Origin of the sequence: Sphingomonas sp. CCH10-B3 (assembly GCF_001556185.1) — a bacterium.
Lineage (GTDB): Bacteria > Pseudomonadota > Alphaproteobacteria > Sphingomonadales > Sphingomonadaceae > Sphingomonas > Sphingomonas aquatica.
This window is the reverse complement of sequence record NZ_LSIJ01000069.1, coordinates 1-15,816: the sequence shown is the minus strand read 5'-3', so window position 1 is coordinate 15,816 and position 15,816 is coordinate 1. Positions and strand designations below refer to the sequence as shown.

The 15,816-nt window shown below is 64.9% G+C and carries 16 protein-coding genes; 1 reads left to right on the top strand and 15 read right to left on the bottom strand.

Annotation, left to right across the window (positions count from 1 at the left end; translation table 11 throughout):
* The 14 genes from AX672_RS11985 to AX672_RS11920 all read right to left on the bottom strand — a co-directional run.
* Positions 1 to 1,522, bottom strand: a 1,522-nt coding sequence (locus AX672_RS11985) for an HAD-IC family P-type ATPase (protein WP_168727456.1), incomplete at its 3' end; no start/stop codon positions are given.
* Positions 1,519 to 2,127 carry a cation transporter gene (locus tag AX672_RS11980; RefSeq protein WP_007406859.1) on the bottom strand — a complete coding sequence of 203 codons (609 nt, stop codon included), beginning with the start codon at positions 2,125 to 2,127 and terminating at the stop codon, positions 1,519 to 1,521. The genes AX672_RS11980 and AX672_RS11985, both read right to left, overlap by 4 nt.
* Positions 2,124 to 2,810 carry a ZIP family metal transporter gene (locus tag AX672_RS11975; protein ID WP_007406853.1) on the bottom strand — a complete coding sequence of 229 codons (687 nt, stop codon included), beginning with the start codon at positions 2,808 to 2,810 and terminating at the stop codon, positions 2,124 to 2,126. Before AX672_RS11975 ends, AX672_RS11980 begins: the two co-directional genes overlap by 4 nt.
* Positions 2,811 to 2,813: 3 nt before the next feature.
* Complete coding sequence (locus AX672_RS11970; protein ID WP_007406861.1) at positions 2,814 to 3,197, bottom strand: hypothetical protein; 384 nt, start codon at positions 3,195 to 3,197, stop codon at positions 2,814 to 2,816.
* A gap of 5 nt (positions 3,198 to 3,202) precedes the next feature.
* A complete protein-coding gene (locus AX672_RS11965; protein ID WP_007406841.1) occupies positions 3,203 to 4,090 on the bottom strand; it encodes a bestrophin family protein in 888 nt (295 codons plus the stop codon).
* 31 nt (positions 4,091 to 4,121) lie between these two features.
* Positions 4,122 to 4,463: a flagellar hook-basal body complex protein FliE gene (gene fliE, locus AX672_RS11960; protein ID WP_007406845.1), complete on the bottom strand. Its 342-nt coding sequence runs from the start codon at positions 4,461 to 4,463 to the stop codon at positions 4,122 to 4,124.
* A gap of 45 nt (positions 4,464 to 4,508) precedes the next feature.
* Positions 4,509 to 4,883 carry a hypothetical protein gene (locus tag AX672_RS11955; RefSeq protein WP_007406844.1) on the bottom strand — a complete coding sequence of 125 codons (375 nt, stop codon included), beginning with the start codon at positions 4,881 to 4,883 and terminating at the stop codon, positions 4,509 to 4,511.
* The gene (locus AX672_RS11950; protein WP_043060768.1) at positions 4,880 to 5,368 is read right to left on the bottom strand and encodes an SRPBCC family protein; all 489 of its coding nucleotides are present in this window, start codon (positions 5,366 to 5,368) and stop codon (positions 4,880 to 4,882) included. Before AX672_RS11950 ends, AX672_RS11955 begins: the two co-directional genes overlap by 4 nt.
* A 53-nt stretch (positions 5,369 to 5,421) precedes the next feature.
* Positions 5,422 to 8,667: an efflux RND transporter permease subunit gene (locus AX672_RS11945; RefSeq protein WP_007406862.1), complete on the bottom strand. Its 3,246-nt coding sequence runs from the start codon at positions 8,665 to 8,667 to the stop codon at positions 5,422 to 5,424.
* Between the two features lie 3 nt (positions 8,668 to 8,670).
* Positions 8,671 to 9,849, bottom strand: a complete 1,179-nt coding sequence (locus tag AX672_RS11940; protein WP_004212877.1) for an efflux RND transporter periplasmic adaptor subunit — start codon at positions 9,847 to 9,849, stop codon at positions 8,671 to 8,673.
* Entirely contained in the window at positions 9,849 to 11,126 is a 1,278-nt protein-coding gene (locus AX672_RS11935; protein ID WP_013039111.1) for a TolC family protein, read from the bottom strand. Before AX672_RS11935 ends, AX672_RS11940 begins: the two co-directional genes overlap by 1 nt.
* Before the next feature lie 60 nt (positions 11,127 to 11,186).
* Positions 11,187 to 11,483 (bottom strand): hypothetical protein, encoded by a 297-nt coding sequence (locus AX672_RS11930; RefSeq protein WP_007406840.1) that lies wholly within the window; start codon positions 11,481 to 11,483, stop codon positions 11,187 to 11,189.
* A 73-nt stretch (positions 11,484 to 11,556) separates the two neighbouring features.
* Positions 11,557 to 13,524 (bottom strand): cytochrome c/FTR1 family iron permease, encoded by a 1,968-nt coding sequence (locus tag AX672_RS11925; protein WP_066651687.1) that lies wholly within the window; start codon positions 13,522 to 13,524, stop codon positions 11,557 to 11,559.
* Positions 13,524 to 14,150: a cation transporter gene (locus AX672_RS11920; protein WP_004212870.1), complete on the bottom strand. Its 627-nt coding sequence runs from the start codon at positions 14,148 to 14,150 to the stop codon at positions 13,524 to 13,526. The genes AX672_RS11925 and AX672_RS11920 overlap by 1 nt, the downstream gene beginning before the upstream one ends.
* A 78-nt stretch (positions 14,151 to 14,228) precedes the next feature.
* On the opposite strand from AX672_RS11920, the gene AX672_RS11915 reads away from it, so the two are divergent.
* Positions 14,229 to 14,645: a MerR family transcriptional regulator gene (locus AX672_RS11915; RefSeq protein ID WP_004212867.1), complete on the top strand. Its 417-nt coding sequence runs from the start codon at positions 14,229 to 14,231 to the stop codon at positions 14,643 to 14,645.
* On the opposite strand, the gene AX672_RS11910 is transcribed toward AX672_RS11915, so the two are convergent.
* Positions 14,639 to 15,814 carry an aspartyl protease family protein gene (locus AX672_RS11910; RefSeq protein WP_082730529.1) on the bottom strand — a complete coding sequence of 392 codons (1,176 nt, stop codon included), beginning with the start codon at positions 15,812 to 15,814 and terminating at the stop codon, positions 14,639 to 14,641. The genes AX672_RS11915 and AX672_RS11910 overlap by 7 nt on opposite strands.
* Positions 15,815 to 15,816 lie beyond the last annotated feature (2 nt).

The following is a 15,816-nucleotide window of genomic DNA, read 5'->3' as shown; positions in this document are numbered from 1 at the left end:
CGAAGGCACGGCAAAACCTTAGCGTATATCTGGGTCCGTTCTGTGTACCGACCCCGGACAGGACCGCGCTCGGCGTCGCGATCGCGAGCGCGCAAGGGCTCGCTGCGACCAGTACCGCCATCGCGCGATAGAAGCTGTCGCGGAACGGCTCGTCGATGACCACCCAGGCGAACAGCAGCAGCACCGACAGGATCAGGACGGCGGGCACGAAGATGCGCTCGAACCGATCGGTGAAGCGCTGCGTCGGCGACTTCTGCGTCTCCGCCTCGCTCACCATCTTCACCACCTTGGCGAGCGCGGACTCGTTGGATCGGCGCGTCACCTCGATCTCGATCGCGCCGCCGCCATTGATCGTGCCGGCAAAGACGCGGCTCTCCGCCTCGACCGCATCGGGCTTGGCGCGGGCGGCTGCCGCGTCCGCGACCGGCACCTTGTCGACCGGGATGCTCTCGCCGGTCACCGGGGCTTGGTTGATCGCGCTCGTGCCCGTGATGACGAAACCATCGGCGGGAAGGCGTTCGTTTGGTCGGACGATAGCAATATCCCCGACAACCATCTCCTCGACCGGGATTTCGCTGGTCTGCCCGTCACGTCGCACGGTCGCGGTTTCGGGCGCGAGCTTCGCCAGCGCCTCGATCGCCTTCTTGGCGCGTCCCATCGCGTAATGCTCAAGCGCATGGCCAAGGCTGAACAGGAACAGCAGCAGCGCGCCTTCGGCCCATGCGCCCAGCGCAGCGGCGCCGGCGGCAGCAACCAACATCAGCGTGTCGATCTCGAACTTCTTCAGCCGAAGATTGTCGATTGCCTCGCGCAGCGTGAAGAACCCGCCGAAGAAATAGGCTGCGATGTAGCAGGCGGTCGGCAGCCAGTCCGGTGCACCGGTGGCCAGCTTCTCGATCGCGTAGCCAATTCCCAGCAGCGCGCCGCAAGCGAGCGCAAAGATCAACTCGGTGTTGGGACCAAGAAAATCGGCATGGCTATGGTCGTGACCGTCGCCAGGACCGTGTTTCTCCTCGCCCGCCCCGTGCCCACCGGGACCATGGTCATGGCCGGCATGGTCGTCGGCGGCGACCCGCTTGCCCACCCGGACCTTCAACTTGCGAAGCGCCGAACGCACCTCCTCTTCGGTGGTCTCGCGGCGGTCATATTCAACCCGGACAGACCCACTGGTACTGGCACTCGCCTGCACCACGCCCGGCAGCGCGCATAGCGCGTCACTGACGGTGCGCGCCCGACGCTCGTGGCTGATCCCCGTCACCTGCCAGATCGCATGGCCGTAGCGTTCGGTGATTTCGGCGCCCGCGGCGCGCACCATCTCGCGCAAGCGCGGCAGCGGCAGCTTGGCAGCGTCGAAATGGATGCACAGGGCCGCCGGCGTGTCGCCGTCGAGGCAGATCACATGCGCCCGCTCGACGCCTTCGCGCTTTGACAGGGTTGATACGAGACGGTCCAGGCAAGCGTCGGCCGCGTCAGGAAGGTCCGGCAACAATACTGGAATATCGAGTTCGAGCTTGTCGTTCATGACGACCTCCTTTCGCTTTTCTTGGTTTCGGCGCGCGCGTCGCGCAGGATTTCGACACCGCCCTTGATGGCGATGATGGCGGTAGCGAAGCCGACCAGAAGGTCCGGCCAGTTGGTGCCCAGCCACAGCACCAGCACGCCCGCGATCAGGATGCCGCCATTGGAAATGAAGTCATTGAAGCTGAAGGTGGTGGCGGCCCGTAGGTTAACGTCCGGATCCTTGAGCCGCTGGAGCAGCCGCAGGCAGAGGTAGTTTACGACGCCGGCGATCGCCGACATGACCATCATGGTCGGTCCGATCGGCTCGCTCCCCTGCACATAGCGTCGCCCGACATCGATCAGGATGCCGCCCGCAAAGATCAGCAGCATTACCCCCGATGCGATCGCGGCGCGCGTCTTCCACGTCTTACCGTGGGTCAGCGCGACGAGGCTGAGAGCGTAAACGGCGGTGTCGGACAGATTGTCGACGCCGTTGGCGATGAGCGCACTTGAATCGGCGAACGCGCCGGATACGAAAAAGCCCGCTGCGATTGCTGCGTTCAGCAGCAGCACGATCCAGAGCGTGCGACGCTCCTGCGTGCCCGCGTTGTCGTTGCTCGCATTCATCCCATGATCTCCTCGAGCGTCAGGAGGGCGAGGAACCCTACGAAGAACATCGAGCTGATGAGCGGGGTGTCAGGCTTCTCGTGCGCCTCAACCAGCAGCTCTTCCGTGACGAGGTAGAGCAGCGCCATCAGCCCAAAGCTCAGGAAGCCAGCGACCATTACCGGCGAGAGCGTGGCGACAGGAACGGCAGCGAGCGCGCCGATCGGCAGCAGCAGCGCCAAGGCCGAGACGATCACGATGATGCGCAGGCGCGAGCGATAGGTTTCCGCCAGCTCGTTGGTCAGTGTCAGACCCAGGAAGAGCACTTCGAGTGTCAGCGCGATCGTCAGCAGAAATCCCGCCTTCTCGCCCGCGACGAACGCAAGGCCGAGCACCAGGCCATCGACCAGGATGTCGATGCCGATCGCGGCGAGCAGCGCCATCGGCCCCTTGAAGCGGGCCTCGAAAGCCTTGAGACCCAGCATCGTTACGACGCCCGCCGCCCCGCCGATCAACGTCGCGCTGGGCGAAGCCTCATGCTTGACCTGCGGCAGGATTTCAGTCGCTGCCGCCGCGAACACGACGCCGGCAGCAAGATGCTGTAGCCCCGCCACGAGGCCAGGATTTAACTTTGTGCGGCTCGCGATGATCGCGCCGATTACGACCGCCAGCACAGGCGCAAGCGTGTAAAGCAGTGCCTGCATATCCTATGATCCCTCCGGGGTTCGGTGACAGACGTGGATTTTCCCGCGCCGCATGAAGGCGATCGCCCCGCCCGCCACGACCGCCCGTGACTGGTTGCCGCGAAATTCATCACCGGTTCGCTGGGCGCGCAGGATCTCGGTCCTGCCCTTCGGCAGCCAGGTGACGGCCATCTTCAGGCCGTCGTCGATGAAGTCGACATCGGCGCGGGTGCCGTCGTCGCAATACATGATGCGCTGCGCGATCAGCCTTGGCGTCACACGCTTGTCATGAGCCGGTTCGACAGGTTCGCTCGGAGCCGGGTTGCACGCCCCTACAATCACGCCGGTGACGAGAACGGCGCCAACGCGCGCGATCGTGAGCCCGGGCAGATGCAGCAAGGCGCGCATGCCCATCACCACAGCACCCCGTGATCAGGTGTCAGCGGCTCGGGGGCCGGAAGTCCCGCGGTTTGGAGAAGGTCGATCTCGATCGTGCGGCACATGGCCGTGAGCGGGACATCGTGGACGCTATTGGCGAACGGATCGGTCAGATCCTCGCCGATGCTCAGCACCGCGAGGAAGACGAGTCCGATCAGCGTCGATCCGATCGGCGTGGCAAGGCCCAGGGATTCGACCAGCGCGATCGGGAGCAGCACGCAGAACACACGCGTGAAGAGGTTCGGGAAGAACCGAAAGCCATTGGGCAGCGGCGTGTTCTTGATCCGCTCCATGCCGCCCTGCGCATTGGCGATGTCGATCAGGACGCGCTCCACAGTTGCCTGCTGGATCTCGGTGATCCGACCTTCCGCGAGCGCGTCAGCGTAAATGCCCGATATGTCCTCCAAGAGCGCATTGGCAGGGTTCAGGCGAGTGACCGCCATATCGGCGACCTCCGTTCCGGCGACCCGGGCAATTTCTTCATAGGGCGACTGTCGGCGAAGCTGGCAGCGCATCGAGTGCGCAAAGGCGATCTGCCTCAGGATGATGTGGTGCCGTATCTCACTGCCCTCGGGTTCCCCCTTGGTCAGGCTGCGCGTGATCCGGGCCAGACTGCGCGAGGAATTGATGAGCGCGCCCCAAAGAGTTCGCGCTTCCCACCAGCGTGCATAAGCGGCGTTGGTCCGAAACCCCATGAAGAGCGCGATGGCAGTGCCGAACAGCGCCGTCGGCAAAGGCGGTTCCTTGATCGGGGTCATCATGTGGAATGCCGTCACCGCCACGTCCCACACGAACAGGATCGTGAGGGGCTTCCAAACCTCGACAATAATCTGCGTAAATCGTGGCCTTGTGCCGACAATCATACCAATACCGCCTTAGTTATCTCCGCGATCGTCATCCGATCGGCATGTTCATGATGTCTCGATATGCAGACAGCAGCTTGTTCCGGACTTGCAGCGTCGCCTCGAACGTAATGGATGCACGGCTCTGGATGAGCGCGACGGTCGCAATGTCGGTGGTTTCGCCCCGTTCATATGCTTCGGTGACGACATCCTCCTGCTCCTGGGTCTCGTTGACCTTCGCCACCACGGCATTGAGGGTGTCGGCAAAGGTTGAGGCTGGAGCGGTCGGCGTCACGCCGGGCGGTGCCGTCGGCTGCGCCTCGCGCAAGGCGCGGCTTCGCGCGATCACTTCGGCGCGAATGGCCATCACATTCGAGATCGACGTGTCAGACATCGTTTCTCTCCCGTTGCAGTGCGACGTGTCGGAAGACAGGACGGTTCATCGGGTGCCCTCCCGTTCGCAGGTCCGCGTGCGGCCTTCGCCTTCCACGATGGTGAGCTGCGACCCCTTGAAGGTCGCGGTGGCTGTCTCGCCGACATATTGGAGGCCCTGCGCTGGCGCGGTCAGCGTCATGGGCACGGCGCTGCTGGAGCGCCGCAAATCGATCTGCAGGCCGTTGTCCTTGTAGTCGACGAACAGCGGTTCCCCGTCGGAACAGCGATAGGGATGGCGCCCCATTTCCCCGGTCGCCACGGCGCTGTCGGACGAATGGATTTGCTGCTCCGTTGGCGGGGCTGGCGGCTTGCTTTCCGTGCAAGCCGCCAGCCCGATAACGAGGATGAGGGCGGGCAGAACCCGCTTCAACGGCGTCATCGCGCCTTCCTCCTGTACCGGGAGGGGACGCGCTGACGATTGATCCCACGGGCAGGCTGACCCACCCGCCAGCGCAGATAGGTTGCGAGGCGATCGTCAGCCTCGATCATCAGGGACCGCAGGCGACGCAACATCATCGCCGCGAACGGCAAAGACAGCGCCCCGCGCAGCGTGCAGCTATGTGTTAGCCTGGTGCCACCGTCGTCCCCTGCCAGCTCGTACCGCTCTTCGAGCGTGAACAGATAAGGGATGCCGCAGGACCAAGCGAAGGCGTGCGGCTTATCGAATCGATCAATCCGTGCTGGCGTCCGAATTGGTCGGGTGATGCCCTGGATCGCGAAGGTACATTCCGTCTCGCCAAGCTGGCACGGGTTGTCGAGGAATACGAGCGGACTCCAAGCCCGACGATGATCCGGATCGGTGATCGCCGACCAGATCCGCAGTGGCCCGCCGTGAAGCATTGAGCTGGTTATGGTGCGAGGCATATCCCCATCTCCCAGAGATGAGCGGGGCGATCGCGGATCGCCCCGCTCACCCTTCAGGCCAAGTCGTTCACGAAGGTCTGACCGTGGTCGTCCCCTTCATGCTCCTCATTGTAGTGCTCGGGCTTCTCGATCACTTTCTGCCCGAACCGGGCGTAGAGCGTCGGCAGCACGAACAGCGTCAGCAGCGTTGCCGAGATCAGGCCGCCGATGACGACGGTCGCCAATGGCTTCTGCACCTCCGCGCCCGCGCCTTCGCCAAGCGCCATCGGCACGAAGCCGAGGCTGGCGACGAGCGCGGTCATGACGACGGGCCGCAGACGCTGCATTGCGCCGACATGGGCCGCCTCTTCGCGCGATAGCCCCGACCGGATCAGGTCCTGGATCGAGCTGACCATCACGAGGCCGTTGAGGACCGCGATGCCCGACAAGGCGATGAAGCCAACCGCCGCCGAGATCGAGAAGTCCATGCCCCGCAGGAACAGCAGCAGAACGCCGCCCACCAGCGCGAAGGGCACGCCGGTGAAGACGATCGCGGCATCGCGGACCGATCCCAATGCCCCGTAGAGGAGCAACAGGATCAGGATGAAGCAGGCCGGAATGACCAGCTTCAGACGTTCGCTTGCCGATTGCAGGTTCTCGAACTGGCCGCCCCATTCGAGATAGGCACCAGCGGGCAGCCGAACCTGGCTACCGATCGCCGCCTGCGCGTCCGCAACGACACTGCCGACGTCGCGACCGCGCACATTGGCTTGCACCACCACGCGACGCTTCCCGTTCTCGCGGCTGATCTGGTTGGGACCATCGACCACCTTGATGTCGGCGACGCTCGAAAGCGGCACATAGCCACCCCCCGCCAACGGCACCTGCACCTGTTCGAGAAGGCCGATGTCCGCCCGTTGCGCTTCAGAGAGCCGTATCACGACCGGAAAGCGCCGATCGCCCTCGAAGATCTGGCCCGAGGTGCGCCCGCCGATTGTCGCGGTGACGATGTCCTGCACATCTTGGGCAGTGACGCCCAGACGCGCCATTGCGTCGCGATTGACGCGAATGTCGAGCATGGGCAGGCCCGTCGTTTGCTCGACCTTCACGTCCGCTGCGCCCTGCGTCTTGCGCAGCACCGCAGCAACCTGCTCGGCCGTCCGGTTCATTTGTGTGAAGTCGTCGCCGAATACCTTCACCGCGATATCGCCGCGAACGCCGGCGATCAGCTCGTTGAAGCGCATCTGGATGGGCTGGGTGATCTCATAGGCATTGCCCGGGAACTTCGCGAGATTACCCTCGATCCGACTTACCAGCTCCTCCTTGGGAAGGTCGGGGTTCGGCCAGTCCTTCCGCGGCTTCAGGATGACGAACATGTCGGTCGCGTTCGGCGGCATCGGGTCGGCCGCCAGCTCGGCGGTGCCCGTCTTTGAATAGACGAACGCCACCTCCGGTTGCTTCGACATCATCCTCTCGATCGGCACCTGCATCGCCTGACTCTGCTGGACCGACGTTGCCGGGATGCGGAGCGACTGGATGAGCAGATCGCCTTCATCGAGCTGCGGCAGGAACACCGAGCCGAGCGTGGTGAAGGCAAGCGCCGCCACCACAAGGCTGCCGACACCCGCCCCGATCGTCAGGGTCGGGCGCTTCATCGCCCGGTCGAGACCGGGTTCGTAGCGCTTCTTCAGCCATGTGATGATGCGGCCGTCCTTCTCCTCCACCTTTTTGGACAGCCAGATCGCGATCATGGCGGGGACGAAGGTGAGCGACAGGATGAAGGCGAAGCCGAGCGCGATGATGACGGTGAGCGCCATCGGCACGAACGTCTTGCCCTCCACGCCGGTCAGCGTGAGTAGCGGCACGTAGACGAGGATGATGATCGCCTGTCCGTAGACCGAGGGCCGGATCATCTCGCGCGCGGCGGCTGCCACGGTCGCGAGCCTTTCCTTGACGCTCAGCAATCGGCCTTCATGATGCTGTTGCTCGGCAAGCCTTCGCAGCGCGTTTTCAACGATGATGACGGCGCCGTCGACGATCAGACCGAAGTCCAAAGCCCCAAGGCTCATCAGATTGGCCGAGACCCCAGCGCGCAGCATACCAAAGCCTGTCAGCATCATGGTGATCGGGATGACCAACGCCGCGATCAGGGCCGCACGGAAGTTGCCGAGCAGCAGGAAGAGCACGACGATGACCAGCACCGCGCCTTCGGACAGGTTTTTCGCGACCGTCTTGATCGTCGAATTGACCAGCTCGGTGCGGTTCAGCACCGGCTGAATTACGACGTCAGGAGGCAGCGAAGCGTTGATCGTCTTCAGTTTCTCAGCGACCGCGGTCGACACGATGCGGCTGTTCTCGCCGATCCGCATGATCGCCGTGCCGACGACGACTTCGGTACCGTTCTCCGATGCCGAACCCATGCGGATCGCCTGACCCGTCTTCACAGTCGCAACTTGTTCTACCGTGATCGGCACGCCGTTACGTGTCGCGATCACGGTCCTGGCCAACTCGCTGGCATTGCGAACGAGCGCATCCGAGCGAACAGCCAGACCTTCGCCATTGCGATTGACGAAGCCACCGCCGACGCTGGTGTTATTGCGCTCCAGCGCATTTCCCAGGTCCGTCAGCGTGATGCCGAGCGAGGCCAGCTTCTGCACGTCGGGCACGACGAGGAACTGCTTGGCGTAACCGCCAATCGAGTCGACACCGGCGAGGCCCGGTGTGGTCTTCAGAAGCGGCGTCACGATCCAGTCCTGCGCGGTGCGCAGGTAGGTCGCCTTGTCCTCTTCGGTCGTCAGTCGCTCGCCCTCTGGCGTGATGTAGCTGCCATCGGGCTGTTGGCCCGGTTCACCGGGCTTGTGCTTGTCGTCCTCGCGATGATCGAGACGAACGGTGTACATGTACACCTCGCCCAGGCCTGTCGCGATCGGACCCATTTCAGGGTTCACGCCGTCGGGCAGATTCTCTTGCACGCCCCGCAGACGCTCGCCCACCTGCTGGCGGGCGAAATAGATGTCCGTCGCGTCCGAAAAGACCGCCGTGATCTGCGCGAAGCCGTTGCGGCTCAACGAGCGCGTATATTCCAGGCCGGGGGTGCCGGCGAGCGCGGTTTCGATTGGAAACGACACCTGCTTCTCGACCAGCTCGGGCGAGAGGGCAGGCGCGCGGACGTTGATCTGGACCTGATTGTTGGTGATGTCCGGCACCGCGTCGATCGGTAGCCGGTAGAGGGAAAAGGCGCCGATGGCGGCGACGATGACGGTGAGGAGCAGGACTAGCCAGCGCTTCTCGACCGCCCAGGTTACGATACGGGCGATCATGGCTTAATCCTCGTGGCTCGCTTCGCCCTTGCCGATCTCGGCCTTGAGCGTGAAACTTCCGGTGGTGGCGATCTGTTCGTTGCCGGTCAGGCCCGACCGGACGATCACCGTGTCGCCCGACGCATCGCCGAGCTGGACCGGGGTCGCCTTGAAGCCGGTGGGCGTGCGCACGAACACGACCGACTTGCCCTCGAAACTCTGGACCGCCGTCGTCGGCACGCGGACCGCCCCGCTCCCGCCGCTGCCCGTGAGCTGCACGGCTGCCGTCACAGGCTCGCCGACCCGCCATTCGCCACCGCGATTGTCGAGGGTGGCGAGCGCAGGCACGAGCCGCGTCTGCGGATCAAGCGCCGGCGACACGAAGGTCACGCGGGCGGTCGCCTGACGGCCTGCCGCCTTCACCAGCACCGTATTGCCGGGACGCACCCGGCCCGCATCCTCGGGCTTGAGATTAAGCGCGATCGACACCTGGCTCAGGTTGGCGATGCGATAGAGTTCGGCATCCGCCGCGACCGTTTGTCCCAGCGTCACGGGGCGCGCAATGATCTGGCCCGAGATCGGCGCGGCAATGCCGAGCCGGTTGAGCCCGCCGCCGCCGACACCCGCCGCCGAAACCATGCTCTGCGCCTGCGTCAGGGCGATCCGCGCCTCCGTCGCCGCTGTGCGGGCGGCGATCAGATCCTGTTCAGGGGAGACTCTCTGCGCGAACAGCCGCTGTTCGCGCGCGAGGTTCGAATTAGCGAGCTGAAGCCGCGCCCGCGCCGCCTCGACCTCGCCCTTGATCTGCGCCGCCTCGCGGCTTTCGATGACCGCAATGGTCTGGCCGCGTCCGACCGATTGGCCGAGGTTACGGGTGAGCGCGACCACGCGTCCCGCAATTGCGGCCGAGACGACCTGCGTTCCCTGTGGGTCGCCCTCGATGATCGCGGGCAGCTCGATCGTCCCGGCCCCGCCGATGATCGGCCGTCCGACCTGGACGCCCGCTGTGGCGATCTGGTCGGCACCCAATGTGACGACGCCTTCACCGGCATGACCGCCTTCAGCACCGCCCTTTTCCGTGCCCGCTGCCGTCTCATTGGCAGCTGCGCCTTCGGCAGTTGCCTCGTTTCCGCCATCCTTGCCGCCGCAGGCAGCCAAGAGCAGGGCGAGCGACGCCGCGCCCGCGAGATAAAAGCTCTTCATCACTGATTCCCCCCATTGGGCGCACGAGCGGTCAGTCGCTCCACTTGCGCGCGGGCATTCTGGTAATTGGCAAGCGCGTCGATCGCGGCGACCCGCGTTTCGGCGAGCGTGCGTTCAGCATCGAGCAATTCGAGCTGGCCGAACTTGCCCTCGCGATAGCCGATCCGCGCGATGCGGGCGGCCTCCTGTGCAGCCGCCAGCGCCGGCCCCGACGCCGCACGAGCCGTCGTTGCGGCATTGGCCGCCTGCGCCTGCGCGTCCGTGATCGCCTGTTCGATGTCGAGCGCGGTCACGCGGCGCTGCGCATCCGCCTGGGTCCGCTGCGCGGTCGCCTGCGCAATCGCGGCGCGACCATTGTTGAACACCGGGATCGGGATCGACACGCTGAACACCGCCGCCATGTCGTTGGTCGCTTCCAGGCGGCGGATCGACGGCCCGACGTTCAGGTCAGGCACGCGATTGGCGCGCGCGAGCCGCACGCCGGCTTCGGCAATGGAGAAATCCGCGTTGGCTGCCGCCAGCGCGAGTGTGCCGGTCGTGTTGACCGGTGCCAACGGCCCATAGACGTTCACATCGGGAAGGCGATCGAGCAGCGTGTCATCGAGCAGGCCGTCGATCGGCCGTCCGATCCGACGCGCCAGATTGGCGCGGGCCGCCTCGGCCAAGCGAAGCTGCCGCTCCACATTGGCGTCGGCATTGATACGCGCGACATCCGCGCGCTGTTGCTCGAGTGGCGATGCCCGCCCTGCCTGCACGCGAACGCTCGCGGCCCGCAGCGCATCGCTGGCGATCCGGGCCTGATCGCGGGCTGTCATTACCCGGCGATCGGCCGCGACCGCTTCGACATAGAGCTGCGTTACCTGAAGCCGGACATCCGCCGCGATGATCGCGGCCTGGATCTCGGCCCGGGACAATTGCGCATTGGCGACCGCGACGCGGGCGCCGCGCTTGCCGCCTAGCTCGATCGGGATCGCAAAGCCGACCGTGGTTTCCGCGCTGCGGACCCCCCGATACGGCCCGGAGCCGATGACATTCTCGACTTGGCCTTGAACCACCGGATTGGGCCGCAAGCCGGCGACTGTGCGACCTGCACGGGCCGCGTCGATTCCAGCTGTCGCCGCTTCCGCAGCAGGGGCCGAACCGCCCGCTGCACTGACCGCTTGGTCAAGCGTGTAGACCGGCGCATCCTGCGCAACAGGCGCGGACGGTCCGACCTGCGCCTGCGCCATCGTGGCGCAAGACGCTGCGGCCAGCATGGCCGCGAGGATACGATTCATGAAAATAGGACTCCTGACGATGATCGACAGGGGCGCGCCAACGCACGCCCAAATCGGACGTCAGGCTTGGGGGGGCCTCAAATGGACCATGCCGGTGCGGCCGTCGAGCGACGCAGAGGCGGAGATTGTCGGCTTGGGCACTGTGAGGACGGGGGTATATTCCATCGTCGTGCGCGCAGGCGCGCCGACGTCGTGTCCGTGACAATAATTGTGATGATGCGGGACATTCTTGTCCGAGTCCGATGGCACCTGATCGATGTCACCGGCGGTATGGACCGTGAACTCAACGCCCGCGATGCTTCCCCCCGCCAGATCGGCGGCATGGGCCATGCCGGAGAAGCTGGTCAGGACCAGCATCAGGCATGTCAGGAAAGGCAAAAAGGCTCGCACTAGCTTGCCTCTATCACGGAAGGGTTTTCATGTCATTGCACTAATTCGAACCAAGGGTCACTGAGCCGGAACCCGAGCGGGATCGGTCGCGCCCGTTCCAGGCGAACCCGACCGCAATGGCGACCGCCATCAGGAGTTGCGCCAGCACCGATTGCCAAGTGGGAAACACGCCGAGCATCGACAGCCGTGGCACGTCCGCGAGCGGTGCGATGTTGATAAGGCCGGCTTCCTGGAGCGCGGCGACGCCTTTACCCGCCAGCACGACGGTCAGGACCGCCATGAGCCAGGAGCTATAGCGGAAGAACTGCGCGATCGGCAGCTTGCGACTGTAGCGAAGCATGGCCCAAGCGATCAGGCTGAGCAGTCCAATCGCCGACCCGGCCCCCGCGAGAAGCATCCCGTTGTCACCTTGCGCCGAAAGCGCGGCATAGAACAGGATCGTCTCGAAGACCTCGCGATAAACTACGACGAACGCCAGCCCGAACAGGAACCAGCCCGACCCGCCCGAGAGCGCCCGCGACATCTTCTCGCGAATATAGCGCTGCCACTGATCGGCCTGCGCCTTGCCGTGCATCCAAATCCCGACCGAGAGCAGCACGACCGCGGCGAACAGCGAGCCAAACCCTTCCGTCAGCTCCCGGCTCGCACCGCTGATCCCGATCGCATAGGTGGCGACCGCCCAGGTGATCCCGCCCGCGATGATCGCGCTGACCCAGCCGCCATGCACGTACCGCAGCGCCTCGCCGCGCTCGGCTTTACGCAGGAACGCGATCATGGCGACAACGATGAGCAGGGCTTCGAGCCCTTCACGCAGCAGGATCGTGAACGCGCCCAGGAACGTGGACGCTTCGGTGGCGGCATCAGGCGCGAGCGCCGCTTCCGCATCGTCGAAAAGGCCGCCCAGTACTGCGACCTTCTCCGCGAGATCATCGGGCGACGCGCCCCGGTCGATCGAGGCGCGGAACTCCCCCATCGCGCCCTCGATTCGACCCATCAGCGTCGCGTCGCGCGCGGTGAGTGTTGGCTCGATCGGCTCGAACCCATCGAGATAGGCCGACAGCGCCAGCTCTTTCGCCATGCGCGCATCGCCGCGCCGCGCAGCCGCCACGCTTTCGGCGAGTTTGGCGCGGGCGACCGCGAGCGAGCCGGGAGCCTGTTGTATCACCTGTTCGGGATGACGACGCAGGAACGCGAGCACGGCGTCAGCCTTGGCGTCGCCGATCGCCGCGCCGAGCGCGGCCGGGGTGAGCGCGACCAGGGTTTTCAGGTCCGGAATGCGCCGGCGAAGGGTCGGGTCGGATTTCCAAAGCCGCTCGCCGTCGCGCGCCTGCGCATCCGTGAAGGCGAAGCTCCCGGCTCGGAATGCTAACGCCCAGCGCTGATCGTTGGGCAGATCGGCGAAGCTCTGCATCGCGGTCCCGTCGATGCCTTGCGTCACCACCTGATAGAGCGCGAACACGCTGCGCTGGCGCGCGCGCTCGGCATCGGTGAAAGCAATCGGGGGCGTAGCGAGCTTGGCGGCGTCAGGGCCACGGCCGTTGCCCGTCATCCCGTGGCAGGACGCGCAGGATTGTCGGAACAGTGCATCGCTGGAGACGAGGTTCGGAGCCTTATCGGGCGCGAGCGGCACCGGGTAGGCGCGCAGCAGATCGGCCGCGAGCCCGTGCGCCAGTGTTGCCACCTGTTCAGTCGATCCCTTTTCCGCGATTACCGCTTGGAGGTTGGCGGCCCGCTGAATGAGGGCTTGGCGCTCCGGCTTCGCCGGCAGGCCTTGAAGCCGTGTCGAGACCGACGCGGCAAACTCATTCATTTCGGCGTATTCCGACGCGCTCTTGATCCGACCGTTCGCGACCGCGCCTCCATAATCGACGGCCATATAGTCGAGCAGCCGCCATGCGGTTTGCACGTCGCCGGGTTCGGCGAATGCCGCAGCAGGGATCAGCAGCGCAGCGAGCGCGGCGAGCAGCCGCAGCGAGAGCATTGCCCGGATCAAGGTGAGCAGACGCACTACCGCTCTCCCAGTTCGCGCCGAGCGCCAGTGACGATTTCATAAGCGGAGTGGAGGAACAGGAGGGCGATGAGGCCGGCGACGGCGAGGTCCGGCCAGGCGCTTCCTGTCCACGCCACCAGACCGGCCGCGGCGATCACCGCGACATTGGCGAGCGCGTCGTTGCGGCTGAACAGCCAGATCGCGCGAACATTGGCGTCCCCTTCCCGGAAACGCGCAAGCACCAAGGCGGACACGACATTGATCGCGAGCGCGACAACGCCGATTGTGCCCATCAGTTCGGCATCCGGCGCGGTTGCGTTCAGGGCGCGCCAAATCGCGAAACCGATTACGCCCACGCCAAGCGCACCGAGAAACAACCCCTGCGTCAGCGCGACCTTTGCCCTCGCCCGTGCGGACCAGGCAAGCGCGAGAAGACCGATAAGGCTGATCGACCCGTCCCCGAGAAAATCGAGGGAATCCGCTTTCAGCGCTTGGCTATCGGCGATGAACCCGCCGAACAGCTCGGCGACTCCGAAGCCGAGGTTGAGCACCACGACGGTCAGCAGCGCACGGCGATAGGCCGGATCGGTTTGCGCGCGCGCGGGCTCCCCGTGGCACCCGCAGCTTTCGGTAGAAGCATTCATGCGGCCTTCCTTACCACCTCCAGTCGCTGTAGAAGCAAGCGAAATGTGCGACACGTTCGCATAAGCAAGGATGGCATGATGAAGCCGGTGATGATTGGGCAGCTCGCCAGCGAGACCTCGACGAAGGTGACGACGATCCGCTTTTATGAGTCGATCGGGTTGCTCCGATCCGCCCCTCGCACGGCGTCGGGTCGCAGAACCTACGATGCCAGTGACATTGAGCGTTTGCACTTCATCCGCAACGGTCGCCGGCTTGGCTTCTCCGTCGACGAGATCCGTTCGTTGATGGGGCTGGCGCAGAACCCGGACCAGGATTGTGGTGCCGCCTCAGCTATCGCTGCTCAGCACCTCAAGGATGTGGAGGAGAGACTGGCGCAACTCGCGGTGTTGCGGGATGAGTTGGCAATGCTCAGCCAGAGCTGCACCAAGGCGCGCATGGCCGATTGTCGGATCATGAAGGCGATCGGCAAAGGCCACCCTCAAGCCGATCAATAATAATCGGCCAGCCTGAGCTCGCGCACATCACCCGAGGCCATCGTCAGCTTTACGAGGGTGCCAGCAGGCCGGGAGCGCACTTGCCAGAGCTCCCCACGCGTATAGTTCGCATCGATCGAATGGCCGTTCACCGCCACGATCCGGTCGCCGACCGCCCAGCCAGCCTTTTCCGCGGGACTGTTCGCCGCCACATGAACAACGGTGAGCGCCGTTGGTGAGGCTGCGAGGCCAAGGCCGCTACGGTCCTTCAGCATCGGCAGGCGACGACGAGGACCGAGTGGCCGGAGCCACACGAATCCGGCGGTCACGTCGAACACCACGTCGAATTGAGCGATCAGCGGTAGGCCGACATTGCCAACCGTGCTGGTGGAGAGCCAAGCTCTCATCCCGAGTGTGGGGACGTTCGAGACGCCAAGCCCTTCGATGTTGATGTTCTGGATCGTGAAAGCATCGTTGATACGCACACCATCGACGCCGCCGATCGCCGCGGTCGAGACGAGCTTCCCGTTCAACAGCCCTTGATCGCGGGCATAGGCCGACGAGAGCATCAGCGCGGCCGAGCTGCCAAGATCGATCATCAAGGGCACGGGAGACAGGCCCTCGACGGAGGCCCGGATGAACAGCTCCTGCTTGGCACCGCGTCCGAGCGCGACAGCGCGCCAGTCGGGGCCGGCGAGAAACGTGCCTGACTTGACGACCGCCATACGCCTGTTCGCGAAATCGAGCGCGATGCAGCTGCCCGTGAACATATCGGCACCGAGGAGAACGTCGATCGGTCGTCCGAAGGCCGCCGACACTGAACTCAGATCACCAACAACGGCAAAGGGTAAGCGACGGGTTTCGCGGGCGAGCTGTACGTCGATGTCGCGGACCAGCAGCACCGGGGCCTTGGCGCTCAGCCCGCTAATCATGCGCCGCTCACCATTGTTCAAGCCGAGCTTCGCCGCGAGCGCCGTGCTCATGATCGACGCGCCGCTGCCACTGTCGAGCACCGCCCGCGCCGGCACTCCGCGCACTTGTGCCGAAACAAGGAGGGTATCACCCGTGCCGACTTCCAGCGGCTCCCATTCGAGGTGAGCCGCGCCGAAGTTCCACGAGGCCGCAGACCGGGAAGTCGTTAGCGTCCGCGCTCGTGGTGTAATTTCTGGTGTAGATTGAGATGATCGCATGG

Bases quoted from the DNA above. Each gene is read 5' to 3' on its own strand.
- AX672_RS11980 (WP_007406859.1), bottom strand. From the start codon at position 2,127: ATGAATGCGAGCAACGACAACGCGGGCACGCAGGAGCGTCGCACGCTC.
- AX672_RS11975 (WP_007406853.1), bottom strand. From the start codon at position 2,810: ATGCAGGCACTGCTTTACACGCTTGCGCCTGTGCTGGCGGTCGTAATC.
- AX672_RS11970 (WP_007406861.1), bottom strand. From the start codon at position 3,197: ATGCGCGCCTTGCTGCATCTGCCCGGGCTCACGATCGCGCGCGTTGGC.
- AX672_RS11965 (WP_007406841.1), bottom strand. From the start codon at position 4,090: ATGATTGTCGGCACAAGGCCACGATTTACGCAGATTATTGTCGAGGTT.
- fliE (WP_007406845.1), bottom strand. From the start codon at position 4,463: ATGTCTGACACGTCGATCTCGAATGTGATGGCCATTCGCGCCGAAGTG.
- AX672_RS11955 (WP_007406844.1), bottom strand. From the start codon at position 4,883: ATGACGCCGTTGAAGCGGGTTCTGCCCGCCCTCATCCTCGTTATCGGG.
- AX672_RS11950 (WP_043060768.1), bottom strand. From the start codon at position 5,368: ATGCCTCGCACCATAACCAGCTCAATGCTTCACGGCGGGCCACTGCGG.
- AX672_RS11945 (WP_007406862.1), bottom strand. From the start codon at position 8,667: ATGATCGCCCGTATCGTAACCTGGGCGGTCGAGAAGCGCTGGCTAGTC.
- AX672_RS11940 (WP_004212877.1), bottom strand. From the start codon at position 9,849: ATGAAGAGCTTTTATCTCGCGGGCGCGGCGTCGCTCGCCCTGCTCTTG.
- AX672_RS11935 (WP_013039111.1), bottom strand. From the start codon at position 11,126: ATGAATCGTATCCTCGCGGCCATGCTGGCCGCAGCGTCTTGCGCCACG.
- AX672_RS11930 (WP_007406840.1), bottom strand. From the start codon at position 11,483: ATGCTGGTCCTGACCAGCTTCTCCGGCATGGCCCATGCCGCCGATCTG.
- AX672_RS11920 (WP_004212870.1), bottom strand. From the start codon at position 14,150: ATGAATGCTTCTACCGAAAGCTGCGGGTGCCACGGGGAGCCCGCGCGC.
- AX672_RS11915 (WP_004212867.1), top strand. From the start codon at position 14,229: ATGAAGCCGGTGATGATTGGGCAGCTCGCCAGCGAGACCTCGACGAAG.
- AX672_RS11910 (WP_082730529.1), bottom strand. From the start codon at position 15,814: ATGCGATCATCTCAATCTACACCAGAAATTACACCACGAGCGCGGACG.